The sequence below is a fragment of the Paenibacillus sp. MZ04-78.2 genome, from assembly GCF_024213375.1.
Lineage (GTDB): Bacteria > Bacillota > Bacilli > Paenibacillales > NBRC-103111 > Paenibacillus_G.
This window is the reverse complement of sequence record NZ_JANAVJ010000005.1, coordinates 13,229-37,535: the sequence shown is the minus strand read 5'-3', so window position 1 is coordinate 37,535 and position 24,307 is coordinate 13,229. Positions and strand designations below refer to the sequence as shown.

The following is a 24,307-nucleotide window of genomic DNA, read 5'->3' as shown; positions in this document are numbered from 1 at the left end:
ATTCAAGCTTACCCGGAAGTCAGGGTTCGCGGGCGACGGCTTGTACCAGCTTAGCGGTAATTTCCTGCTGGGGGAGCACATGCGTTACGCATTTCAGCTCCACCGCCGCACGGGGCATGCCGTATACAATGCAGGTATCTTCCGATTCGGCGATTGTCGTCACGGCCCCGGATTGCTTCAGCGCGAGCATCCCTTTCGCTCCGTCAGAGCCCATGCCGGTCATGAGTACGATATGGCGTTTAAGCTCCCTCATCGGCAGCAGCGATTCAAAAAGCACGTCCACCGATGGGCGGTGTCCGCCGCGCGGATCTTCTTTGGACAGATGAATCTTGTAAGAATGGCTCCCGTTGCGGGCGACAGTCATATGATAGCCGCCGGGGGCCACGTAAGCGGTGCCGCTCTCCAGAATCATGCCCGCTTCCGCCTCAACCACCTTCAGCCTTGAAACGGAATCGAGCCGCTGCGCCAGCGACTTGGTAAAATTAGGAGGCATATGCTGGACGATAACGACCGGAGCGGGAAAGTGGTCAGGGAAATCGGACAGCACCTGGTGCAGCGCCCGAGGCCCTCCGGTCGAGGTGCCGATGGCGACGATATGTTCGAATCCGGCCGTACCGGCAGCAGGACGCCGTTCCGTTCTTGAAGCCGGTTCCGGGAACGGCCGCGGATCTTTCGTCACCTCCGGCGCTTTCAGCGTCGGCTTGCTCATCGCGGGACGCGACAGCTTGCGCATGTTCGTTTTTACCGCGATGTGCAGTTTTTCGAGCAGCAGCTGTTTGACTTTATGCAAATCGAGCGAAATCGAACCCGACGGTTTTCCGACGAAATCGACAGCCCCCCATTCGAGCGCTTTGATGGTCTCCGTCGCACCTTCCTGAGTCAAACTGCTTAACATGACGACTGGAACGGGGTGCTCATTCATGATCGCGCGAAGCGCATCCAACCCGTTCATCTCCGGCATTTCAATGTCCATGGTAACCGCATGGGGGTTCAACTTTTTGACCAGTTCGACGGCTTCCTTGCCGTTCTTCGCGGTTCCTACTACCCGCAGCGCCGGGTCCCCCGATATAAGGTCGGTGATGATTTTCCTCATAAAAACCGAATCATCCACCACCAGCACATCATAAGGCTGCATACGTTTCACTCCTCTGTGTTGTGTCCGATTCTGAAGGCGGAGGACGTTCTCTTTTATTTAAGCAGCTTAATCATTCGATTCAAGAAGCCTTTGACCGCCCCCGAGTTCATGTCCGCCGGTTTTTGGTTCGCAATAAAATCATCGGTCAGATCATAGATCGATTTGGATGCGGCGCTTGACGGAAAAGCTACGGTGAAAGGCACCTGCTTTTTTACGGCTTTGGATACCGCAGCATCATCAAGCACGTAGCCGATTGTTGGAATATCCAGATTCAAAAATTGCTTGGCGACCAACCTGATTTTCTCGGCGGTTTGCCTGCCCTCCCGCCAATCGGTCACCCGGTTGACGACCAGCCGGAAGCGAATGTCGTAATCCATCGCGCTCACCATTTTGATAATGGCATAAGCATCGGTAATCGAAGTCGGCTCCGGCGTCGTCACCACGATCGTTTCTTGTGCGGCAACGATAAATTTGAGCGTTTCTTTGGACAACCCGGCTCCCGTATCGAAAATGATAAAGTCCGCATGTCCGTTCAACTGGCCGATCTGTTCTTGAAAATAATCCAATTGTTCCTCGGACAGCCGGATCAGGTCGTTGAAGCCTGACCCGCCTGCCACGAACTGCAAATCGTTATAACCCTTATGAATGATGTCCCAAATCGTCTTTTCTTTTTTCAGCAAATGATACAAATTGTATTTCGGCGTAATTCCCATAAGCACGTCGATATTGGCCAGACCGATATCGGCGTCGAAAATGAGTACTTTGAATCCTCTTTTTTGAAGCGCAAGAGCAAAATTCAGGGTAAAGTTCGATTTGCCGACCCCGCCCTTACCGCTCGTAACGGCGAGGATGCGTGTCGACTTTTCTGTGGAGTTCCATCGATGCTTGATCAGATTCCGAAGCTCTTGTGCCTGATCATTCATGGTTGTTATCCTCCAGAATCCAATCAATCAACTGCCTCTCGTTCAACTCCTCGATATCGTCGGGAACGCTCTGCCCGTTGGCGATATAAGAAGTCTGCAATCCGAAATCGCGGATGAGGTTGACGACGGCGCCGTACGAATCGGTCTCGTCCTTCTTCGTAAACAATACTTTATCTAATTTGAACTTGCTGAAGTTGTATGTAATGGCCTTCATATCTTTATATTTGGTCGTTAAGCTGAGTACCAGGAACGTTTCGCTCTTCCCTCCGGATTGAAGCAGCGCATTCAGCTCCGAAACGTACATCTCGTTGCGGAAGTTTCGACCGGCCGTATCCATAAAAATAAGATCGCAGTCTTTCAAATTCTCGAATGCCTTGTTCAAATCCAGCGGAGAAAAGACCACCTCAAGCGGCACGTTCAAAATGGTAGCGTACGTCTTGAGCTGCTCCACTGCTGCGATCCGGTACGTGTCCGAGGTGATGAACCCGACCTTGCGGCGGTGCTTCAGCACTTGTTCGGCAGCCAGCTTGGCAATCGTCGTCGTTTTGCCGACGCCCGTAGGCCCGACAAAATGCGCGATCCGGGTATCGGAAGCGATCCCTTTGCCGCCCTGCGGCTGAAGCAGCGTGTGGAGCTGCGTCCGGAGGGAGCCAATCGCAAATTGTTCCGTGACGGGAACGCCTTCGGTTTCGGCTTCCTCCGATACTTTGGCCAGAAGCTCCCGGATAAACTGCGAATCGATCTCTTGGTCGAGCAGCCGGCGTTCCAATTCCATCAAGACGGGATCTTGAGCTTCCTCCGGCATACGCTGCAAAGACAGCTTCTGCATCATTTCTTTCATTTGCTTGATCTCTTCAAGCAGCGTATCTTCCTTGGCTTTGCCGCTGACGGATACCGGCTGTGCCCCAACAGGTCCGGCCTGAGGAGGCGGGCTTGGCGGGAGCACGTCCGGCACTTCGGGAAACGACAGCGCTGGCTGCGCTTCTCGCTCCCGGTCTCGCTGCATCCCGTAAGCGGCAGCCGCAGCCGGACTTCCCACAAACGCATTAGCCGCCGGGGCGACCGGCTTGGCTAACGTAGCGGTCGCCGACTTGCCGGACGCCGTCTGTCCACTTCCGGCCGCGGAATCCGTGGCAGCGATCACTTCGATCTTTTTCTTCGAAAACATGCCGAGAAATCCGCCGGAACGAATTTCTTTCGTATTGATGATGACAGCGTCTTTCCCGAGATCCGTGCGAATTTTCTGCAGGGCGTCCGGCATGGAGTCTACGACATACCGCTTCACTCTCATAGATTAACAACCCCCATGCTCTGAATTTCAACACTCGGCTCGAGCTCGCTGTAAGACAAAACCGGAATGTCCTGCATCGTACGTTCAAGCAGCTGCCTCAAGTACATGCGAATGGTAGGCGAGGTGAGAACGATCGGCTGCTGACCTGCTTGAAGCAGCTTGGTTACTTGATCGGTAACCTTCTGATAGATCACTTGGCTGGACGACGGATCGAGCGCGAGATAGCTGCCCTGATCCGATTGCTGTACCGACTCCGCAATTTTTTTCTCCAGCGTCGGTCCGACGGTAATGACTTTCAGCGACTCGCCGCCGATCGTGTACTGCTGCGTAATTTGTCTGGATAAGCCTTGGCGGACATATTCCGTCAGCACTTCCGGATCCTTCGTGTACGTGCCATAATCGGCGAGCGTCTCCAGAATGGTGACGAGATCGCGGACGGATATTTTTTCGCGAAGCAGCTTGACCAGCACTTTCTGCACGTCTCCGATCGACAGAACGTTCGGGATTAAATCGTCGACCAACGCCGGGTGATGCTCCTTGACGTTCTCGATAAGCGCCTTTGTTTCTTGACGGCCCAGCAGCTCGTGAGCGTGCTTCTTAATAATTTCCGTCAAATGCGTCGCTACGACGGATGGCGGATCGACGACCGTGTAGCCGGAAAGCTCGGCCCGTTCCTTCGTCGCTTCGTCAATCCATAGCGCCGGCAGGCCAAAGGCCGGCTCCAGCGTATCGATCCCCGTAATCGAATCGTCGTCGATTCCCGGGCTCATCGCCAAGTAGTGCCCGAGTAGCAAATCGCCGCGAGCGACCGTATTGCCTTTAATTTTAATGACATATTCGTTCGGGCGCAGTTGAATGTTGTCGCGAATCCGGATTACCGGTACGACGATTCCGAGCTCAAGCGCACATTGTCTGCGAATGAGGATGACGCGATCGAGCAAGTCGCCGCCCTGCTGCGTATCCGCCAGCGGGATAAGTCCGTAGCCGAATTCGAACTCGATCGGATCGACCTGCAGCAAGCCGATGACACTTTCGGGGCTTCGCACTTCTTCGATTTGCTGTTCCTCCTCAAGCTGGACTTCAGCGGCTTGCTTGCGGTTCATCGTCTGCTGCATTTTGTAAGCGGCGAATGCAAGCACGGCAGCGATCGGCAATGTCGTGATCAGATGGATCGGCGTGAAAATGCCCAGCGCCGTAATCGTTCCCGCTACAATATAAAGCAGCTTCGGATAAGAAAAGATTTGCGATGTCAAGTCATGCGCCAAGTTTCCTTCGGATGCCGCCCTTGTCACGATAATCCCCGCTGCGGTAGAGATCAGCAGCGCCGGGATTTGGCTGACGAGTCCGTCCCCGATCGTCAGGATCGAATAAAGCGCTCCCGCTTCCTTAAGCGACATTCCTTTCATCGCCATTCCGATAATCAAGCCGCCGATGATATTGATCAACAGCATGATAATGCCGGCGATCGCATCCCCTTTGACGAATTTGCTCGCACCGTCCATCGCGCCGTAAAAGTCGGCCTCGCGCGATATTTTCTCGCGTCGTTCTTTGGCCTGTTGTTCGTTGATCAGCCCTGCGTTCAAATCCGCGTCGATACTCATCTGTTTCCCCGGCATCGCGTCGAGCGTAAACCGCGCGGCCACCTCGGCAACCCGCTCGGAGCCTTTGGTAATAACGATAAACTGGACCAGCACCAAAATGATAAAAACCACAAAGCCGACGACAATATTGCCCTCGGCAACGAACGAGCCGAAGGTGCTGACCACGTTGCCCGCGTCCCCATGGGCCAAAATGTTTCTGGTTGTCGATACGTTCAGCGCAAGCCGGAACAAGGTGGTGATGAGCAGGAGCGACGGAAAGATGGAGAACTGAAGCGCATCCTGTGTATTCATGCCGATCAGAATGATCATGAGAGCAGCCGATATGTTGATAATCAGCAGGACATCCAGCAACCATATCGGCAGCGGGACGACCATCATCAGAACGATGCCGATCACGCCGATCAGCACGACCAGGTCTTTTGCTTTCATTGCAGGGTGTCCTCCTTTCCGGAATTAGTTCGCTTTTCCTTTAACTTTGTATACGTATGCCAGCACCTCGGCTACGGCCTGAAACATATCAGCCGGTATCGATTCTCCGATCTCAACCTGTGCGTATAACGCGCGGGCGAGCGGTTTGTTTTCCATCGTTATGATGCCGTTATCCTTCGCAATCTGCCTTATCTTCAAGGCGATGTAATCGGTCCCCTTGGCGATAACGGTAGGCGCTTGCATCTTGGAGGCATCGTATTGAAGCGCGACGGCAAAGTGCGTCGGGTTCGTGATGACGACGTCCGCTTTAGGAACGTCCTGCATCATCCGCTGCAGTGCCATGCGGCGCTGCTTCTCGCGGATTTTCCCTTTAATCAGCGGGTCCCCTTCCGTTTTCTTGTATTCGTCTTTAATATCCTGCTTGGACATCCGCAAGCTCTTCTCGTACTCGTAGCGCTGGTAAATGTAATCCAAAATTGACATGACGATCAAAATCAATCCGATTTTTATCCCCAATTGCAGTGTCAAGGAGGCGGTGAAAGCGATGATTTCTTCCAGCGGCAGCCGCGCAAGCTGCAAGATGTTGTCCTTTTCCGCCATTAGCGTCATATAGACAACAACGCCGATCACCGTCATCTTAAGCACCGATTTGAGAAAATCGACGATGGCCCGCATCGAGAATAGCCGCTTTGCCCCTTCGAGAGGGTTAATTTTGCTAAACTTCATCATGAGCGGATCGCCCGTAAACAAAAAGCCGATCTGCACATAATTTCCGGCAACGCCGATGACCATCGAGATCAAAAAAATCGGACCGAGAATCAAAAACATCTGTGTGGCGATCTTTTCGAATAACACCATGCTGTTATCCATGGTAACGTTCATATTGAGAAAGTCGATGAAGATCGAGCGAAACAAACCGACGAGCCGCTCTTTCATGTAGCCTCCGAACAAGAAAAACGATAAGAAGGAGAAAAACAAGATGAAGGCGGCCGGCACTTCCATGCTTTTGGCCACTTGCCCTTTTTTGCGGGCTTCTTGTTTTTTCTTAGGCGTCGCCGCTTCCGTTTTCTCTCCCGAGAACAATTGCAAATCCAGCTTTAAACGTAATGCAGCCACGGCCTGCCTCCTCATACGCTAACTGCCAGCGAACAATCCGAAAAACTTGGTCATCGTTTCCAGCATGGTCGAGAATTTCTCTTTGTAGATTAATTCGTATCCCGGAAACAAGAGAAGCAGTAGAACAAAACCAACGATAATTTTCACCGGAATCCCAATGACGAAAATGTTGAACTGCGGGGCCACCCGAGCGAGAAGCCCGAGACCGACATCGGTCAAAAACAGCGCGACGACAATCGGCGCCGCCATTTGAAAGCTTATGGCAAATACTTGAGAGAACGTCTTCAGCATAAAGTCCGAAAGCTGACCGTTATAATTTTTGACAAACAAATCGTTATTCAAAGGAATCCATTCGTAGCTTCGCATAATCCCTTCAAGCAAGTAATGATGGCCGTTGAAGCTTAAGAACAGCAGCGTGGCGACCATATACTTCAGGTTGCCTAGAATCGGACTTTGCGCTCCTGTCAGCGGATCGATCACGTTCGCTATACCGAACCCCATCTGAAGGTCGATGAACGCACCGGCGATCTGAACGACTTGAAAGAACATATACGCTATGAAACCGAGGCTTAATCCCACAAGCACTTCCCGGAAAACGGAAAGAATGTACAACGAATCCATAGCTACAGGCGTCGCCAGCCCGATACTGAAGAACGTAATGAAAGCAACGAAAAACGATAACCCTACCTTGAGCTGCATCGGCACATTACGGGCCGAAAACACCGGTGCAATGACAAAAAACGAAGAAATCCGACAAAAAAACAACAAAAATCCGGGAAGAACCTGCAAAACCCACTCCATTTCACCCACAACCTATCCCACGTATTTATACAGGTTATTCAACAGATTATAGGTAAAATCAACAAGTGTCGTCAGGATCCAAGGACCGAATATAAGTATCGCAAGCAGCACAACGACGATTTTCGGAACAAAGGCAAGGGTCTGCTCCTGAATTTGCGTCGTCGCTTGAAACACACTGATGATCAAGCCGACCGTCAGCGCCAGCACCATCATCGGAGCGCTGGCTTTAAGCGTGGTGTATACCGCTTCTCCGGCCAATCTGATTACAAATTCCGAGCTCAATGCGCTTTCCTCCCGAGTGGTCCGTCTATGTATTGTAACTGAGCAGCAGCGAACGAACGACGAGATACCAACCGTCCACAAGGATGAACAGCAAGATTTTGAACGGCAACGAAATCATCACCGGCGGCAGCATCATCATCCCCATCGCCATCAGCGTACTGGCAATGACCATATCAATGACCAAAAACGGAATAAAGATCATAAAGCCCATCTGAAACGCCGTCTTTAACTCGCTAATCGCATAAGCCGGAACAAGTGCCGTAATCGGCGTATCTTCCACTCCGCTGGGCCTTGGCGCCTTGGTGTAGTCCAGGAACAGCTTCAAGTCTTTTTCCCGGGTATGCTGAAACATGAACTTCTTGATCGAAACGGATGCTTTCTCCAGCGCTGCCGTCTGGGTCAGCTCTCCCTTAAGATAAGGCTGCACAGCCGTTTGGTTAATGTCCCCAAGCGTTGGCGCCATGATGAAAAAGGTCAGAAATAACGCAAGACTGATCAGCATTTGGTTCGGCGGCATTTGCTGCGTACCGAGCGACGTCCGGACAAAGCCGAGCACGATGACGATTCGGGTAAAGCTGGTCATCATAATCAGAATGGCCGGAGCGATGCTGAGAATGGTAATCAGCAGCACGATGGTAATGGCGCTCGAAGCTCCCTGCGGGTTGTCGGATGTCCCGATATCGATGTTGATTCCGGGAATCGGATCGGCCGCATAGGCAGGGCTTGCGAGCGAACCGCACAGAACAAGAAGAATCAGCAGGAAAATGAGCCTCTTATTGAATTTCATCATTTATCATTCAACCGATCTGAATTAGTGTCTTGCTTGAGCAGCTGTTCCATTTGTTTCTTCTGATCCGACATATGCTGGATTTTTGTGTGAAACACCTCTTGGAACGAGGCTGTCACTTCGATGTCTTCTTCGACTGCCGGCTTGTTGCGAAGCTTTTTGAGCCAGCCTCCGATAGAATCGAAGGTCGGACCCGCAAACGCCGGGCCGGAAGACATCAGCTCCGTAATCAAAGCGACCTCGGTTTCGTCCTCGATCTTTTCAAGCAGCTGAATGTTCTCCCCTACTCCGACGATATAAAGCGAACGGCCGATTTCGACAACTTGAATCGATTTATTTTGTCCGAGCGGCAATCCGCCCAAGGATCGAATCGACCGCCCGGATAAAAATTTATTTTTCTGCGAAATCATCTTCACGATGACCAGAAAAATTCCGATAATAAGTAGAAGAAAAAAAAGGACTTGGAAGATCATCCAGAACGTGCCCCCTGAACTGCCTTCCGTTACAAGCCGATCCGGTGTTCCCAGCATTCCCGCCCCGGCGGGGGCCGGGTTCTCCGATTCCGCGAAACAAACAGCAGCAGGCCATACTGCTGTTTGCACCCAAACCATGGCAACACCGGACGATAACTTGGCTATGAGCCTTCTCAACATTTCACTTTCCTTTCAATTTGCGCAAGACCCATCGTTGATCCCCTGGTTGAAATTATCCCAAAGTTTTCTTAATCGCCTCAATAACACGGTCCGCCTGAAACGGCTTCACGATGAAATCTTTGGCGCCTGCCTGGATCGCATCGATAACCATAGCCTGCTGCCCCATAGCGGAACACATAATGACTTTGGCATTTCCATCAAGCTTCTTAATTTCTTTAAGCGCATGGATACCGTCCATTTCCGGCATCGTGATGTCCATCGTAACCAGATCGGGGCGGAGCTCTTTAAATTTTTCAATCGCTTGTGCGCCGTCGTTTGCTTCTCCGCAAACTTCATAGCCGTTTTTCGTTAAAATATCGCGAATCATCATTCTCATAAATGCTGCGTCGTCTACAATCAAAATACGGTTTGCCATGGGTAACCATTCCTCCTATAAGATGCTTAAGTAGTCTTGTTAATTGATTATTGTAATTTTTGAATCCGATCCCATTGGTTCACAATATCCGTCACGCGGACACCGAAGTTTTCGTCAATGACGACGACTTCGCCTTTGGCGATCAATTTGTTATTGACTAAAATATCGACAGGTTCCCCGGCCAGCTTGTCCAGCTCGATGATCGATCCTTGAGACAATTCGAGAATGTCCTTAATGACCTTATGCGTACGGCCCAGTTCGACCGTCACTTTAAGCGGGATGTCCAGCAGCAGATTCAAGTTCGTATCTTCTGCAGGAGACAGCTGCGGGTGACTGAAATTGGCAAATTGAGCCGGCTGGACGTTCACTCCCCGTGCCGTCGGAACACCGTAGTTGGCCGGCTGCGGCGGATAAGCTTGCGCTGCAGGCGGAGTCATCGGCGGCTGGTATGCCGGCAGCTCAAAACCGTGCTGCGGCGGCGCCTGATGCCCTACCGGAGGCTGCGAATAAGGGTCCGGCGCGGCATAGGCTGGCTGCTCCGGTACAGGTTGGGAAACGGGCGGCGCGGGTTGTGCGGGCGCCGATACAGGCTCCTCTATTGCGTCTCCACCCCCCATTAACGTAGACACCATTTCTCTGGCGAAGGGGACCGGCAGAAGCTGCATGATGGTCGAATCAATCAGGTCGCCGATCCTCAGTCGGAAAGAGATTTTGATAAATACATCTTCTGGAGGCAGGTTAGCAGTTCCTTCCCCTGACGCTAAATTTAATATGTCGATCCCCGGCGGTGAAATATTGACAAACCGGTTGAAGATCGTCGACATTGATGTGGCGGACGAGCCCATCATCTGGTTCATCGCTTCCTGAACCGCGCTGATATGAATTTCACTCAGATCTTCCGTTTGTCCCGTTCCGTCTCCGCCCATCATCAAATCGGCAATGACCTGGGCATCCCGGGTTTTGATCACCAAAAGGTTGATCCCGTGAAATCCGTCAACGTAGTTTACATGAACAGCCACGTGCGGCTTCGGAAACTCGTCGGCAAGCTCCGATTGAGCGATGATGGATACTTTCGGAGTCGTAATATCCACCTTTTTGCCAAGCAGGGTAGAAAGTGCAGTAGCTGCGCTTCCGAATGTAATGTTTCCGATTTCGCCAAGCGCATCTTGCTCCAAAGAAGACAAATAATCTTCTACTTGAGGAACAAACTCGGAAACAGCGGAGGAGCCGCTATCGCCCGATTGTTTCAATAGCGCATCAATCTCTTCTTGAGACAAATAATCCTTGTTATTCGTCATTCTCTTCCACTCCTTCTTCCTGGACAATCTCGCTGATTTGGACAGCCAGCTTGCCTCGCGTCGTTCCGGGACTGCCGTAAAACTTCAACTTTTCCCCTATGCGAATGTCTAACGGTTCATTCACAGATTTACCAAGCGTAATGACATCCCCGGCGTTGAGGCTCAAAAACTCCCTCACGGAAATTTGGGAAGAACCCAGCTCCGCGATAATCGGCAGTTTCGCTTTATGCACCCTGGACTGCAGAGCCATCAATTCCTCCGGCGCGCTTGTTTTTTTCTGGGAAACGAACCAATGGTGCACCGAAAGTCTCGGCATAATCGGTTCGATGACGACATGCGGGATACACAGGTTGATCATCCCGGTTGTGTCGCCGATTTTGGTGCTGAGCGAGATCAGCGCGATCGTTTCGTTAGGCGATACGATCTGCATAAACTGCGGATTCGTTTCGAGCGCTTCCAGCCGCGGGGACAAATCGATAACCGTCTTCCAAGCCTCCTGCAAACTGTCGAAGGCCCGGCTGAAAATCCGTTCGATGACAATGGTCTCGATCTCGGTCAACGCATTGATCTTCGTTGGCGATGTCCCCGCTCCGCCTAACAGCCGATCCAGCATCGCAAAGGCTACGTTCGGGTGAACCTCAAGCACCATGCGGCCTTCCAACGGCTCCGCTTCGAAAATGTTGAGAATCGTCATCTTCGGAATGGATCGGATGAATTCGTCATAAGGCAGCTGTTCGACCTGCACTACGTTAATCTGGACAAAGGTTCTAAGCTGAGCGGAAAAATACGTCGTCAAATACCGGGCAAAGTTTTCGTGAATTCGGGTTAAGCTCCGGATATGATCCTTGGAGAAACGTACGGCTCGTTTAAAATCGTAAACCCGTATTTTTTTCTGCGTCTCTTCCTTTTTAAGCTCCTCCGCGTCCATTTCCCCTGAAGAAAGCGCCGCTAGCAAGGCGTCAATCTCATTCTGTGAAAGAACATCAACCATTAGCGTCACCTCCTTTGAGCTGCTGCAGCATGCTATGTAGTTATTGGAGTACGAAATCCGTAATCAAGATTTGATTGATTTTTCCCGCCTGGAGAAGCGGGGTCATTTTATTCATAAGGGCGGAAGTGAGATTGTCGAAGCCCTTGCTTCCCGATACTTGCTCCGGTGTCATATCGGATAGCGTTTGAATGACAATGGCCTTCATTTGGCTGTCCAACTTCTCAAACTCTTCCTTGGCCTTCTTATTTTCCAGTTCAAAGGCAAAGCTCAATTTAATGAATTTGCCATTGCCCCCGGCCAAATTGGTAAGCACGTCTTTCATGATGACTGTATTTTGCTTGACCTCATCCGGAGTCAGCTTTTTGGCTTGTTTTACATCGCGGGCGGAACTTTGCGCCTGCTCTTGAGGGTTCCGATCAGCTTTATCCATATAGTTCCACAGGACGAACGCAGCCGTCAATATCAATGTAATCGCAATAAGAATAGCAACAATCATTATGAAAATTCTGCTTTTAAACAACTTACGACCCCTCCGAATTCAGGCTCTTAACCGTACCGCCGACAAGACCTACGGTTTGCAAAAAGCGGTGTACGGTGTCCATTACTTCCGTCACCGGCTCGAGCACCATGATTTTTTTACCGGTCACCAGCGTGACCATCGTGTCCGGCGTTTCTTCGATTGATTCGATCAAAAGCGCGTTCAGGACGATTGCTTTCCCATTAAGCCGTGTCAGGCGGACCATCGGTTACCTCCGAAAGGATAAAGTCGGGGGAGAGTCCCTCCCCCTTGAAGCAAACTATCGTTTCAGACCGACGACTTCTTGAAGCACTTCGTCGGATGTCGTAATAATTCTCGAGTTGGACTGGAAACCGCGCTGCGCGATGATCATTTCCGTGAACTCGGACGTTAAATCCACGTTGGACATTTCAAGCTGTCCGGAAACGATAGCTCCGGTGCCCGTTGCCGGGTTGTTGGCGCGGGCGGCGTCTCCTGTAGGGAGCTCCATAGCATCCGGCGGCATTGCGTTCGGTGTAACACGGTACAGGTTTCCGCCAATTTTCTCAAGACCGCCAGGGTTCGCCACTTTAACGACACCGATAAATATACCCAACTGCGTCGCAGCTCCGTTGGCGCCAACCCCAACGAGTTCGCCGGTAGGATCAATGCTGAAAGCTGTTACCGTCTCCGGGAGTGTGATAATTCCTCCCGTGCTGTCCGTCACGAAAAGCCCGTCAGCATTAATCAGCCGACGTTGGGAATCCAGATCAAAATTGCCCGCGCGAGACAGGAATGCTTGATCTTGATCAGGACTAGCTTTTAATGTGAAAAACCCGTCTCCGTCTATGCGCAAATCCGTGATCTTATTCGTTGTCTGAGCGCTGCCAGGCGTATGGAGAGTTTCAATAGCGCCAACCGTGACACCTAGTCCGATCTGCTTGGCATTTACCCCGCCTTTATTATCGGTAGGAGCCGAAACACCCGAAATATTTTGGCTTAACATGTCTTTGAACGCTACGCGACTGGCTTTGAAACCATACGTATTCACATTTGCGATGTTGTTGCCAATGACGTCAAGCTTCGTTTGAAAGCCTCTCATACCCGAAATGCCGGAATAAAGCGATCTTAACATTGATAGTTATCCTCCCATATTGCAACTGCGCATCGATGGATGGAAACAGTTGTCAATGATGATGTAATTGGGCTTTCGAATGGAGTCAGTTACAGCATGTAAAAACACATTCGTTCTTCGGTTGTTTCAGTCGGTCCACAACCTCGGCCTCCGAAATTCGGGCCGGCCTATCGCTACGAAATAATCATGGCCGAGTCGATTTGGGTAAATACATTGTCCTTCATCGATGCTCCGTCCATGGCTGTAACTACCGTGCGATTCTTGATGTTGACGATCAGAGCCGTATCGTTAAGAAGCATCAACGAATCCTTTGCCCCTTTGCTCGCGGCTTTGTCAATCGCGGTGTTAAGCTTGACAAGCTGCTCGGGCCCAAGCTGAATGCCCCGCTGCCGCAATCGTTGTTCCGCGTGATGACTGAAACGCACGAGTTGATTTTGCAGCATCGCATCGAACGAGGTTGTCTGAACCCTTGGTTCCGGGTCCGTTCGTCGTACGGGCTGCGGCGTCATTGCATTCGGAAACAGGCGACCAACCGTTATTCGATCCGTCATGGAGTTCCCTCCGGATTGGAAATCTGGCTGATCTGATCCATCTTCACTTCGTCGCCGTTAATTTTAGCGTACTGCTCGTCCTTCTTCATAAGGATGGATTCCAAAGTTCCGGTTTTGACGACCGATTTGTTGTTTTTGTCGACGTAAGTATAGGTAACCTTTTTACCAATCAGACTGGAAGCAAATCCAGGCAACTGCCGAAACATTTTCATTTCCGAACTCATTTTAGTAAGCTGCTCGACGGATGTAAATTGAGCCATCTGAGCGATGAATTCTTTATCCTGCAGCGGCTGCGTCGGGTCCTGGTTTCGCAATTGGGTCATGAGAATTTTAAGAAATTCGTCTTTTCCCAATTTCCCTTTCTCCTCGGCTTTGCCGGCGTTCTGAATATTATTTTTGGCATAATACGGCCATATGTTCCTGGTGCTGATATTTGAATCGGGCACGGTTTCACCCCCTGCTCCATCGGTGTAAGCTTACTTAGGCCGTAACGTCAATCGATCCGGTTCCCAAGCTGCCTGCGGTGCTCGAAGTCTTCGCTTCTTCCATCAGCTCGTTCAGCTCGTCTTCCATCGCGGCGATTCGGCCGCTGGCCGCTTTTTGCTGCTTGGAGGATTGTCCGGACTGCTGCTGGCGTCCTTCCTGGAACATGCCGGACTGGTAGTTCTGGCTTTGGCTTACTTCAAGCTTCTCTACTTGGATGCCCTGACTTTGCAATGTTGTTCTGAGCTGCGATAACTGGCTTTCCAGCATCTCCTTACCGGCCAGGCTGTCCGCTACGAATTGCGCAACCAGTTGTCCGTTATGCATGGTCAGTTTCACTTCAACGTGTCCGAGATGCTGAGGATACAACGAAATTTTAGCCTCGGTCATCCCGTCTGCCGAGGTTCCCATAACTATGGAACGAACGACAAACTGCGTCATGTCCTCCGAAAAAGTACCTGCCTGCATCTGCACAACCGGCGCTTTTATCTGAGCATGTCCGCCATGCTGCTTGATGTATTCGTGCAGCGGCATCGGCTGATTTTCCATACTGTCTGCCATTCCCGCGTTCAGCGGCTCAAACAGAGGCCCTTCGTCGGCTTTCGGCGGGTCCAGATGAAGCTGAACCATCGTGGCCTTGGCTGAAAGCGCTTCGAGCTTCTGCACCGGGCTGGGGATCACCTGGACAAGCTTCCCTGCATCCGAAGACGGAGCCGCTTCCGCTGCCGTCTGTATCGTGGAAGGAACTCGGCGTTGATCGGCGCTTGTTTTTTCCAATTCGCTTAATTTGGAAGCGGCCGACATCAGAACAGACGGCAACTCTTTCACCGTTTGCTGAAGCTTCGGATCTGTTTTTCCTTCCGCTACCAGGTCTTTCAACTGTTTCAACAATGCGGCGGCTTCCTGCGCCGTCAACGCTTTGGGCTGCTGAATCGCGCCAAGCTCACCGGCCTTCGTCTCCGCAGGCGTATCCACAGCAGGCGTCATAGGAATAAACAGTAGCAGGTTAAGCGCTTCCGCACTCTCTTCTGCGTTATTTCCTTCATCCGTTGGAACAGCCGCTTGATTGCTATCCGGCTGATTCGAGGAAAGTGCTGCCAGCATCGCTTGAAGCTGCTGCAACCAAGCTTGCAAATCCGGATTGTCCGTCAGCGCGTTCGCATCCTCACCCTTAGGCGAGTCGAGCAGTTGGATTAAGCCGTCGATTTGTTGAACGGTTTGTGCCTGGGCCTGATCCGCCGTCTGCGGGAGCGCGGCGATTAACGGAGTGATCAATTGAGTGAGTGCCGACAAGCCGGCGTTTCCTGTAGGGGTAGCCCCCTCTCCGGAAGCATTGCCTGTCATCATACCGCTTAGAGCCGACGAGAAAGATCCGGCCCCTCCGGCTGCGCTCCCCGTACTGGCGGAAGCGTTCGATCCGGCAGCGGATGTCCCGGCAGATGCGGCCACAGGAGTTTGTGTCGAAATTTCCATCTTTTTTCACCTCCTTTCCATTGGTTTTATTGAACCAGTCGGGCCGAAATCAGGGCCGCGGTTTCTTTGGATTGATCCGATATGGCTGACAAAACTCTGGAGCGTCCGCTGCTATCCATAGAGCTCAAGATAGAGATCACTTTGTCGGAATTCGATTTCTGCATCTCCATCAAGACGGTAGCCGCGCTTTTAGGCGTCATATTGGCGAACGTGCTGCCCAAATCGTCTTTGCTCAGCTTGTCTGCGGGCTGTTTGCTCTGCGCCGCCAATTCTTTCAAGCGTTCCTGCAAGGCTGCAATTTCCGTATCCCTTACGTTCGTTTGGTCCTTCAGCAGAATCGAGGCGTCAGCGGCCTTCTTCGGGTTCATCTTCTCCAGCACCTTTACGCGCTCGTCCGGCTTCATCATCCCAAGCACCAGAACCAATTCTTTGGAGGTTAAGTTCTCCATAATCGGCGCCGATTTGCTCGGCGACATCTTTGCATACATGGTAGCAAGCTGCTGAATTTGATGCGCATACTCCTCGTCGCTTAAAGTCTTGCTTTTTGCGCTTTCTTCCAATGTACTGTTCTTGAGCTGCAATTCCTTAATCGTCTCATCCCGCTGCTGTAGCACGGCTTCCGCCTTTTTCAGCGCCTGTTCCAATTCCTGAAGCTTATCCGTCGTGCCGGCATTCGCATGCTCCTGTGTCGGAGCGGACGACTCGGCCCCGGCCGTTTCTGCCGTTTCCGGCTTGTTTTCCGTCTCCTTCGTTTTCGGGTCCGGGATGATGCTGTTTACAATAGGAATTTTATTGGCTGCCCGAAGGACGTTGTTCATCACGTCATAATCGAAAATCGTCAGCAGAACGCCAAGCAGTACAGCTGTAAAAACAAAAGGGATAAGGAACCATATTAAAAACCGCTCCATAGCTCCGTAAGAGGAGGACTTCTCCGTATCTGTGTTTGCCACTTCCTCACCTCCCCGCATGTTCATGAATTACGAAAGCCGTTTAAAACGATTCGTCGCCATTTCGTCCAACTGATTTTGTTCTTTCTTTAAAGCCTCGCTGGAAAAATGCTGGAACGCTCTTTCTTTTGCTTTCGTCCAAACTTTTTCTTCAAGCATCTTGCCGGTCAAATCATCCTGCTTGAGCTGCACGATCGTTTTGGCTTCTTGCACATCCCGATGCTTGAGCTGAATGCGGCCGTCAATATGGTTCACATAACTTTGCAGCATGAGCAGGTTGGATACCGTCGTCACTTGGCTGGAAGATTTATGAAGCTCCTCCTGCATCTCGCACTTGGCTTTCTCCAGCTCAGCCAGAGAAGATTCCTCCGCATGCATTTTACCGATCGCCTCGGACAGCATCCATTCCGCTTGCGTTTTCTCGTTCGTCTTCAAATCAACGATTTTTTGAAAAGTGTATCGAAATCGCATGCTCCTTCTCATCCCCTGTAAAATTCTCGAATTAGCCTTTCCTGCGCTTCCGCGTATGTCAGCTTCTCCGTGACGCGCTGTCGCGTAAAATCCCATATCGATTGTATAGCATCGAGAGATTGATCAATTTCTGAATTCGATCCTCGCTGGTACGCCCCGATATTGATCAGATCCTCCGAATCTTTATACACAGATAGCAATCTTTTCAGGTTCTCGGCCGCAAGCTGCTGCTCTTGGGGAACAATTTCTTTCATCACCCGGCTAACGCTTGCAAGAACGTCGATAGCGGGGTAGTGCCCGCGGTTGGCTATGTTACGGTTCAACACGATATGACCATCCAGTATTCCTCGTACAGCATCCGCTATCGGCTCATTCATATCATCCCCGTCGACAAGAACCGTGTAAAAGGCCGTAATGGAACCCTTAGGCCCAGTGCCCGACCGCTCCAGCAACTTAGGGAGGGTCGCGAATACGGAAGGCGTATAGCCGCGAGTTGCAGGAGGTTCGCCTACTGCCAAGCCGACTTCACGCTGTGCCATAGCAAACCGGGTTACCGAGTCCATCATCATCATCACATTCATCCCGCGATCGCGAAAAAATTCGGCGATCGTCGTAGCGATCAGCGCACCCTTGATCCGAATGAGCGCCGGTTGATCCGACGTTGCGACAATGACAACCGAACGGGCCAGCCCCTCGGGGCCGAGATCGCGTTCGATAAAGTCGAGCACCTCACGGCCCCGCTCTCCGATAAGCGCAATCACATTCACATCCGCTGACGTATTGCGGGCGACCATTCCCATCAGCGTACTTTTACCGACGCCGGACCCGGCGAAAATACCGACGCGCTGTCCCTTGCCGATCGTCAGCAGGCCGTCGATGCAGCGTACGCCGACGCTTATCGGCTCCAGAACGCGCGGCCGTTTTAACGGATTGTTAGGTATATTATTCGTAGAATATTGTGTCATGCGTGACGGCAAAAACGTTCCGTCGAGCGGCTGTCCGAGCCCGTCCAGCACTTTTCCGAGCAGCTCATGCCCTACTTGAACCGTCAGCGGCTTGCCGGTTCCGACCACATCGCAGCCCGGACCGATCGCATGAAGCTCGCCGAGCGGCATAAGAATAACCTTGTTGTTCTTAAAGCCGACAACCTCCGCTTTGAGCGGCTGGTTCGACTTGAGCGGATAGATGTAGCATACGTCGCCGATGCTCGCATCCGGTCCCTCCGATTCGACCGTTAATCCAATGACCTGAGTGACTTTTCCGTTTACGCGCACCGGGTCGACTTGACTTAAATGCTCTATGTATTTCTGCGCGGATGGCACCTGCATGATCTAAGATCCCTCGCTTCGCAGCGCCACTTGCCGAAGCGCATTCTTGATTTCGTTCAGCTGTGTGTCAATGCGGGCGTCGATGCTTCCGAAGGAGGAACGAATCACGCATCCGCGATCTTGTACCGAAGCATCCGGAATAATTTGCAACTCCGCTTGCGAATCTAAGTGCAACAAAAGTTCTTCTCGCGCGTCTTGTATATAGGAGAATTGAGAAGGCGATACGCAAAGCGCAATAATTCCCTTTTCTCTCCGCCGCGACAGTACCTTTTGAATCAGTTCGATGACCCATCCAGATTCCAGCGTCAGCTGGCGGTCGACGATTTTCTCGGCAATCGAGCAGCTGAGCTCGATTAAGAACGGTTCGGATTCTTGAATGATCTGCTGCTTTAAAACGTACGATTGTTCCAAAATTTGCGACGCTTCCTGCAGCATGCTGTCGTACTGCTGGCGAAGCTCCGCCTCGGATCTGGCCAGCCCTTCCTGGTAGCCTTGCTCGAATCCCCGGTCCATCGCTTGCTCGATCGTTTCCTGATCCAACTGTCTGCGCTCGTCCCACCAAGCTTCAATCTCGGCTTGGGCTTGCTGTCTGACGGCCGCGGCTTCATCCATAGCGGCGCGTACTTGCTCTTCGGCAAACGACTCGGCATCTTGAAGAATTTGGTCCTTCATCTGCATCAGATTGTCGAGCTCAAGCTGTTGTTCCTCCGTCAGTTCGCCGTCTTGCAGTTGTTCTTGTTTAAGAACGTGAGGGGCCGGAGGCTCTACAAGCTTGCTGTCTTCCATCGCTACATATTGAAATGATTTGATGACATTAGACAATAATATCATCTCCTCCGCCACGGGCGATGATGATTTCACCGGCTTCTTCCAAACGTCTGATCGTAGCTACGATGCGCGTTTGCGCTTCTTCGACGTCACGCAGCCGAACCGGTCCCATGTACTCCATTTCTTCCCGGAACGATTCGGCCATCCGCTTGGACATGTTTTTGAAAATGGCTTCCCGAACTTCTTCGCTGGCCACTTTAAGCGCCAATTGGAGGTCGGCATTCTCGATGTCGCGGATAATCCGTTGGATCGAACGGTTGTCGATATTGACGATGTCTTCGAATACGAACATCCGCTTCTTGATTTCCTCGGCAAGCTCAGGGTCCTGAATTTCAAGCGAATCGAGGATCGTGCGCTCTGTCCCCCGGTCGACGCCGTTCAAAATTTGAACGACGGCCGAAATCCCGCCGGCATTCGTATAGTCCTGCGTAACCGTGGCGGAAAGCTTCTGCTCAAGTACCCGCTCGACTTGGCTGATGACCTCCGGCGACGTGCTGTCCATCAAGGCAACCCGCTTCGCCACATCCGCCTGCTTCTCCTGAGGAAGCGAGGACAGGATGATGGAGGCTTGCTCCGGCTGCAGGTACGCGAGAACCAGAGCAATGGTTTGCGAATTTTCATTCTGGATAAAGTTCAAGATTTGAGCAGGATCGGCTTTCCGGGCGAAATCGAAAGGCCTCACTTGAAGCGTCGCCGTCAACCGATTGATGATATCCAATGCTTTTTGAGATCCGAGCGCTTTCTCCAAAATCTCTTTCGCATAAGTGATACCGCCTTGCGATATGAATTCTTGGGCTAAGCAAATTTGATGGAATTCTGCCAAGATCGCTTCTTTTTCGGCGTTGTCAACTTTTCTGACATTGGCTATTTCCAAAGTGAGCTGCTCAATTTCTTCGTCACGCAGATGTTTAAAAATTTGAGCGGACACTTCCGGACCCAAACTAATCAATAGAATTGCGGCTTTTTGTCGCCCCGTTAAACCCGGTTGCTGTACTTTAGCCAAGTGTTGCACACCTCTATTCGTCTACTAACCAAGTGCGGAGCAGATTCACAAATTCATCCGGCTTTTTCTTGGCAAGCTGTTCCAGCTGCTTGCGCACTTGATTTTCATTGTTCAAGTTATCGATATCGATGGTCGGGAATTCCACCCGCGGCGATTCGTCCAGAATCTCTTCTTCTTCCTCTTTCTGCGCCTTGCGTCTGCGTATAAACCAGTAGGCGCCTCCGCCGAGCAACGCAAGAGCCAATCCGCCGAGTGCCCCGTAGAGCAGCATCGAATTCGTGCTCGTTCCTTGAGTTCCGTTCGTTTTAGCGAACGTATGAGGAAACACAGTTACTTTTTTAAGTAGCTCCGCGTCCGTTATCGGTTGCTTGTTATCGGCCAAGCCTGCACGTACCACATTGCCGAGCATATTCCGGATCTCACTCACCGTTTCTGGCTTAAGCGAAGCCGGATTTTGCGGATCGGGTGGTTCAATGCCAACGTTAATGCTTAAGTCTTTTACTATGTAAGGCGTCATCTCAATTTCGTTTGTAATCCGGTTGACTTCCCGGTTTACCGTTTTTTGCAGCTCTTCGGAATTCGTTTTTCCGTTGTTGCTGCTACCCGGGTATCCCGGCACATCCGTCGCGCCCGTTCCCGGAACGCCGGACGTCCCTGCTCCGCCGTCGCTCGTATAGTTCTTTTGGATCTCTTGGATCGAAATATCGAGCCCGGTTTGGTCTACCGTATTCGGCGCGGTCACCAGCTGCTCCTTGCGTCTCGTCTGATCGAAGTTCATCGTCGAGAACACGCTTACGATCACTTTGTCCCGGCCGAGAATAGAGCCAAGCATTTGCTGCACATTGCGCTGCACGTCGTTTCTGAACTTGTTGTTGATTTCGAACTGCTGCAAAGCGATATTGGAAGCTCCGTTTACTTTGCCATTCGCTTTGGAGTACTCAAGCAGATCGCCGTTTTGATCGGAAATCGTAATGTTCTCGATCGGCAGCCCTTTGATGCTGTGAGAAACCAAGTTGTACATCGTATCGACCTTGGCTTGATCAAGCGTATAGCCTGGCTTGATATCAAGCACGACGGAGGCCGATGCTTTCTCCGGTTGCTCCCCCTTCCGCAAGAACAAGCTTTCCTGTGGCAAGCTGATCAATACTTTCGAGCTTGCGATCGCATTGTTCGAGTTGATGAGCTGCTGCAGCTCGCCTTGAACGGCATTGACGTATTTGACATCGAATTCTCTGTCCGTGGTGCCGAAGGTGCTGCTTTGGCTGAAGGCGCCATAGCCGACGTTGCCGTTTTTGTTCAAGCCTTGCGATTCGACGGCCAGCTTGACACTGGCGACTTGACTGCGCGGAACGCCGATGCTTTTTCCGTCTTCGCTGAGCTGATACGGGATTTTGGCACCGTCCAAGTACGCTTTGATGGCCGCTGCGTCGCTAGGCTGCAAGTTCGTATAAGCCAGGGCGTACTCGGTTTTAGAAAAATTATAACTAATAATTCCCACCGTCAGTATGACCAAAATCACAGTTGCGACAACAGTCCACTTTTGCGTTTTGCTGAATTGATTCCAATATTGCTTCGTTCGGTTCCAATATTGGAGTACATTTTCGTTCACTGTTTCACCCCATCTGATGAACCCTCGTCAGGTACGATTGAAGATTAGATTTGCGTTCTCATGATTTCTTGATAGGCCTCGATGACTTTGTTTCGCACTTGAACCGTGAGCTCTAATCCCAAAGACGCTTTTTCAGAGGCGATCATCAGTTGATGCACGTCGGAGATTTCTCCTGTGACGAACTGGCCTTTCATTGCATCGGCGGTGGACTGCTTGTCATTCAAATCGGCGACGGCGTCGCTCAAAAATTTTCCGAATTGGTCCGAAGCTTCGGATGCGCTTGTTATTTTGGGTTGAACGGCGCCGGCAATCTGCTGCGGCTGCTGCAATTTCAGGGATTCGATCATGATTATTGCTCCTTTTCGTTAACTATTTCCCGATTTCCAACGCTTTCCCGATGAAAGCTTTGGAAGCGTTCAGTGCGGTGACGTTGGCTTCGTAGGATCGGGTAGCCGAGATCATATCGACCATTTCTTTCAAAATGTCCACATTGGGCAAAAGTACCATGCCGTTCTCGTCCGCATCCGGATGCGTCGGGTCGTATTGCTGCCTAAAAGGAGAAGGATCGTCGATCACTTGGGTTACCCGTACGCCGTTTCCGGCACCCGAATTTTTACCGGACATGGCATTGGCAAGCGACTCGGCGAATTTTTGCTGTTTTGGCTCGAAAGACACCAGCTTCCGATGATACGGAACCCATTTGCCGTTCACCATCTGTGCTCTTGTCGAGTCCGCATTGGCGATGTTGGACGAAATAACGTCCATCCGGAAGCGCTGTGCCGTTAGCGCGGAAGAACTGATGTCAAATCCGTTTGTAAGTCTCATCCGCTACACTCTCCCGCCGATAGCTGTTCTGATTTTTTTGATTTCACCGCTGACTTGCTGGACCATGACGTTGTATCGAAGTTGGTTTTTGGCCATGAGCGTCATTTCGTAATCGATATCGACGTTATTCAAGTTGTTGTTAACCATGGACTGGTTGTCACGAACGAGTTGCGGTTCCGGCTTTGGCGGGCGTCCGATATAAAAATGTCTCGGGTCGGTCCGATACCCTTCAATCCCGGCTCCGTTCATTTCCTGCTGCAGCAGTTCTTCAAAACGAACATCCGATCGTTTGAAAAAGGGCGTGTCGACATTTGCCACATTGTCTGCAATCACTTTCTGCCTGAGTGCAGCGGCGTCAAGGGCACGCTCCAGCGTTTGAAATGAGGGCTTGTTTAAAATATTCATGCGTTGACTCCCACTTTCCGAGGATGATTCTGAATCTAGTAGTTATTCAACAAGATAACGTAATATCCTCCTTCCTTCGACATCTAAACGTAAAAAAAATACAAAGCAGTTGTCGGAAATTGTAGTAAAAGAGAACTACATCTATATTGAGAGATCTTGGAAATGAATACAATATGAAAAAAGCCCTATATTTGCATATAGAGCTCGAAATGTTAAATATTTCACGTTTTTGAGAATGCTAGCTATGCTTTCACACTTTGGATACCAGCTATCAATTGATCATTCAAAATACGAATATACGTTCCCTTCATGCCAAGCGAACGCGTTTCAATGACACCAGCGCTTTCCAGCTTGCGCAGGGCATTGACAATCACCGAACGGGTAATCCCTACGCGATCCGCGATTTTACTGGCCACAAGGAGGCCTTCCGATCCTTCGAGCTGCTCGAAAATATGTTCGACCGCTTCCAGCTCGCTGAAGGATAACGAACCGACCGCCACCTGAACAACCGCTTTCCCCCGGGCTTCGATCTCAATTTTCTCCGCCTTTTCGCGCAAAATTTCCATCGCCACAACCGTAGAACCATATTCCGCCAAAATCAAATCGTCGTCGATAAACATACTGTTGCTTTTCGTGAGAACAAGCGTTCCCAATCGTTCGCCGCCGCCGATAATTGGGACAATCGTCATGTAAAAACCCGAATCCGTTGAAATTTGTCGAAAAATATCGAATTCGCTGCCTGCCTCCAAATTGGAGGACGTCTCCTCCACCTTAAGCAAAAGCCGGTTATATTCGGACGGAAACCGGTTTTCCTGCAATACCATCTCGTTCACGCCGACCTCGAATACGGGCGTTGTGAACGCGCTCCCCAGCACCTTCCCCCTCCGACTGACGACAAATATATCCGCCTGCAAAATATCGCTCAGCACCGCGGCCATATCCATAAAACTGACCGGGTTCCCCGCTTCCTTTTGCAGCAGTTTATTCAGTCTTCTGGTTTTCATCAAAAGTGTCATTAGTCTTGCCTCCAA

28 protein-coding genes are annotated in these 24,307 nt (G+C 51.1%); all 28 read right to left on the bottom strand.

The window, feature by feature from the left end; translation table 11 throughout:
* Nucleotides 1–19: 19 nt before the first annotated feature.
* Nucleotides 20–1,135, bottom strand: coding sequence for a protein-glutamate methylesterase/protein-glutamine glutaminase (locus NLX71_RS05715; protein WP_254362532.1), 1,116 nt, complete (start codon nucleotides 1,133–1,135; stop codon nucleotides 20–22).
* A gap of 53 nt (nucleotides 1,136–1,188) precedes the next feature.
* Nucleotides 1,189–2,058, bottom strand: coding sequence for a MinD/ParA family protein (locus NLX71_RS05710; protein ID WP_254362531.1), 870 nt, complete (start codon nucleotides 2,056–2,058; stop codon nucleotides 1,189–1,191).
* Nucleotides 2,051–3,349 carry a flagellar biosynthesis GTPase FlhF gene (gene flhF / locus NLX71_RS05705; RefSeq protein ID WP_254362530.1) on the bottom strand — a complete coding sequence of 433 codons (1,299 nt, stop codon included), beginning with the start codon at nucleotides 3,347–3,349 and terminating at the stop codon, nucleotides 2,051–2,053. Before flhF ends, NLX71_RS05710 begins: the two co-directional genes overlap by 8 nt.
* Complete coding sequence (flhA, locus tag NLX71_RS05700) at nucleotides 3,346–5,379, bottom strand: flagellar biosynthesis protein FlhA (RefSeq protein ID WP_254362529.1); 2,034 nt, start codon at nucleotides 5,377–5,379, stop codon at nucleotides 3,346–3,348. Before flhA ends, flhF begins: the two co-directional genes overlap by 4 nt.
* A gap of 24 nt (nucleotides 5,380–5,403) precedes the next feature.
* Nucleotides 5,404–6,510 (bottom strand): flagellar biosynthesis protein FlhB, encoded by a 1,107-nt coding sequence (flhB, locus tag NLX71_RS05695; protein ID WP_254362528.1) that lies wholly within the window; start codon nucleotides 6,508–6,510, stop codon nucleotides 5,404–5,406.
* 3 nt (nucleotides 6,511–6,513) lie between these two features.
* Nucleotides 6,514–7,296, bottom strand: coding sequence for a flagellar biosynthetic protein FliR (gene fliR / locus NLX71_RS05690; RefSeq protein WP_254362527.1), 783 nt, complete (start codon nucleotides 7,294–7,296; stop codon nucleotides 6,514–6,516).
* Between the two features lie 12 nt (nucleotides 7,297–7,308).
* Nucleotides 7,309–7,578, bottom strand: a complete 270-nt coding sequence (fliQ, locus tag NLX71_RS05685) for a flagellar biosynthesis protein FliQ (RefSeq protein ID WP_036676425.1) — start codon at nucleotides 7,576–7,578, stop codon at nucleotides 7,309–7,311.
* A 25-nt stretch (nucleotides 7,579–7,603) separates the two neighbouring features.
* Nucleotides 7,604–8,368: a flagellar type III secretion system pore protein FliP gene (gene fliP, locus NLX71_RS05680; RefSeq protein ID WP_254362526.1), complete on the bottom strand. Its 765-nt coding sequence runs from the start codon at nucleotides 8,366–8,368 to the stop codon at nucleotides 7,604–7,606.
* Nucleotides 8,365–8,838, bottom strand: coding sequence for a flagellar biosynthetic protein FliO (locus NLX71_RS05675; protein ID WP_237762798.1), 474 nt, complete (start codon nucleotides 8,836–8,838; stop codon nucleotides 8,365–8,367). The genes fliP and NLX71_RS05675 overlap by 4 nt, the downstream gene beginning before the upstream one ends.
* A 232-nt stretch (nucleotides 8,839–9,070) precedes the next feature.
* Nucleotides 9,071–9,433 carry a response regulator gene (locus NLX71_RS05670; RefSeq protein ID WP_254362525.1) on the bottom strand — a complete coding sequence of 121 codons (363 nt, stop codon included), beginning with the start codon at nucleotides 9,431–9,433 and terminating at the stop codon, nucleotides 9,071–9,073.
* A gap of 47 nt (nucleotides 9,434–9,480) precedes the next feature.
* Complete coding sequence (gene fliY, locus NLX71_RS05665) at nucleotides 9,481–10,731, bottom strand: flagellar motor switch phosphatase FliY (protein WP_254362524.1); 1,251 nt, start codon at nucleotides 10,729–10,731, stop codon at nucleotides 9,481–9,483.
* Complete coding sequence (fliM, locus tag NLX71_RS05660; protein WP_254362523.1) at nucleotides 10,721–11,722, bottom strand: flagellar motor switch protein FliM; 1,002 nt, start codon at nucleotides 11,720–11,722, stop codon at nucleotides 10,721–10,723. The genes fliY and fliM overlap by 11 nt, the downstream gene beginning before the upstream one ends.
* Before the next feature lie 40 nt (nucleotides 11,723–11,762).
* Nucleotides 11,763–12,218, bottom strand: a complete 456-nt coding sequence (locus tag NLX71_RS05655; RefSeq protein ID WP_254362522.1) for a flagellar basal body-associated FliL family protein — start codon at nucleotides 12,216–12,218, stop codon at nucleotides 11,763–11,765.
* A gap of 25 nt (nucleotides 12,219–12,243) precedes the next feature.
* Nucleotides 12,244–12,465: a flagellar FlbD family protein gene (locus tag NLX71_RS05650; protein WP_090668700.1), complete on the bottom strand. Its 222-nt coding sequence runs from the start codon at nucleotides 12,463–12,465 to the stop codon at nucleotides 12,244–12,246.
* A 54-nt stretch (nucleotides 12,466–12,519) separates the two neighbouring features.
* Nucleotides 12,520–13,353 carry a flagellar basal body rod protein FlgG gene (flgG, locus tag NLX71_RS05645; RefSeq protein ID WP_254362521.1) on the bottom strand — a complete coding sequence of 278 codons (834 nt, stop codon included), beginning with the start codon at nucleotides 13,351–13,353 and terminating at the stop codon, nucleotides 12,520–12,522.
* Between the two features lie 173 nt (nucleotides 13,354–13,526).
* Entirely contained in the window at nucleotides 13,527–13,904 is a 378-nt protein-coding gene (locus NLX71_RS05640) for a TIGR02530 family flagellar biosynthesis protein (RefSeq protein WP_254362520.1), read from the bottom strand.
* Nucleotides 13,901–14,350 (bottom strand): flagellar hook capping FlgD N-terminal domain-containing protein, encoded by a 450-nt coding sequence (locus tag NLX71_RS05635; protein WP_254362519.1) that lies wholly within the window; start codon nucleotides 14,348–14,350, stop codon nucleotides 13,901–13,903. Before NLX71_RS05635 ends, NLX71_RS05640 begins: the two co-directional genes overlap by 4 nt.
* Nucleotides 14,351–14,384: 34 nt before the next feature.
* Nucleotides 14,385–15,860, bottom strand: a complete 1,476-nt coding sequence (locus tag NLX71_RS05630) for a flagellar hook-length control protein FliK (RefSeq protein ID WP_254362518.1) — start codon at nucleotides 15,858–15,860, stop codon at nucleotides 14,385–14,387.
* A gap of 26 nt (nucleotides 15,861–15,886) precedes the next feature.
* Entirely contained in the window at nucleotides 15,887–16,810 is a 924-nt protein-coding gene (locus tag NLX71_RS05625) for a MotE family protein (RefSeq protein WP_254362517.1), read from the bottom strand.
* Nucleotides 16,811–16,837: 27 nt separating this feature from the next.
* Nucleotides 16,838–17,278 (bottom strand): flagellar export protein FliJ, encoded by a 441-nt coding sequence (gene fliJ, locus NLX71_RS05620; RefSeq protein ID WP_254362516.1) that lies wholly within the window; start codon nucleotides 17,276–17,278, stop codon nucleotides 16,838–16,840.
* An 8-nt stretch (nucleotides 17,279–17,286) separates the two neighbouring features.
* The gene (gene fliI / locus NLX71_RS05615) at nucleotides 17,287–18,606 is read right to left on the bottom strand and encodes a flagellar protein export ATPase FliI (RefSeq protein WP_254362515.1); all 1,320 of its coding nucleotides are present in this window, start codon (nucleotides 18,604–18,606) and stop codon (nucleotides 17,287–17,289) included.
* A gap of 3 nt (nucleotides 18,607–18,609) precedes the next feature.
* Nucleotides 18,610–19,428 carry a FliH/SctL family protein gene (locus tag NLX71_RS05610; protein WP_254362514.1) on the bottom strand — a complete coding sequence of 273 codons (819 nt, stop codon included), beginning with the start codon at nucleotides 19,426–19,428 and terminating at the stop codon, nucleotides 18,610–18,612.
* Nucleotides 19,421–20,437, bottom strand: a complete 1,017-nt coding sequence (fliG, locus tag NLX71_RS05605; RefSeq protein ID WP_254362513.1) for a flagellar motor switch protein FliG — start codon at nucleotides 20,435–20,437, stop codon at nucleotides 19,421–19,423. Before fliG ends, NLX71_RS05610 begins: the two co-directional genes overlap by 8 nt.
* Nucleotides 20,438–20,450: 13 nt before the next feature.
* Complete coding sequence (gene fliF / locus NLX71_RS05600) at nucleotides 20,451–22,046, bottom strand: flagellar basal-body MS-ring/collar protein FliF (protein ID WP_254362512.1); 1,596 nt, start codon at nucleotides 22,044–22,046, stop codon at nucleotides 20,451–20,453.
* 44 nt (nucleotides 22,047–22,090) lie between these two features.
* Complete coding sequence (gene fliE / locus NLX71_RS05595) at nucleotides 22,091–22,393, bottom strand: flagellar hook-basal body complex protein FliE (protein WP_254362511.1); 303 nt, start codon at nucleotides 22,391–22,393, stop codon at nucleotides 22,091–22,093.
* 22 nt (nucleotides 22,394–22,415) lie between these two features.
* Nucleotides 22,416–22,871 (bottom strand): flagellar basal body rod protein FlgC, encoded by a 456-nt coding sequence (flgC, locus tag NLX71_RS05590; RefSeq protein WP_254362510.1) that lies wholly within the window; start codon nucleotides 22,869–22,871, stop codon nucleotides 22,416–22,418.
* Between the two features lie 3 nt (nucleotides 22,872–22,874).
* On the bottom strand, nucleotides 22,875–23,276 hold the full coding sequence (gene flgB, locus NLX71_RS05585) for a flagellar basal body rod protein FlgB (RefSeq protein WP_254362509.1): 402 nt from the start codon (nucleotides 23,274–23,276) through the stop codon (nucleotides 22,875–22,877).
* 242 nt (nucleotides 23,277–23,518) lie between these two features.
* Nucleotides 23,519–24,292 (bottom strand): GTP-sensing pleiotropic transcriptional regulator CodY, encoded by a 774-nt coding sequence (codY, locus tag NLX71_RS05580; protein WP_254362508.1) that lies wholly within the window; start codon nucleotides 24,290–24,292, stop codon nucleotides 23,519–23,521.
* Nucleotides 24,293–24,307 lie beyond the last annotated feature (15 nt).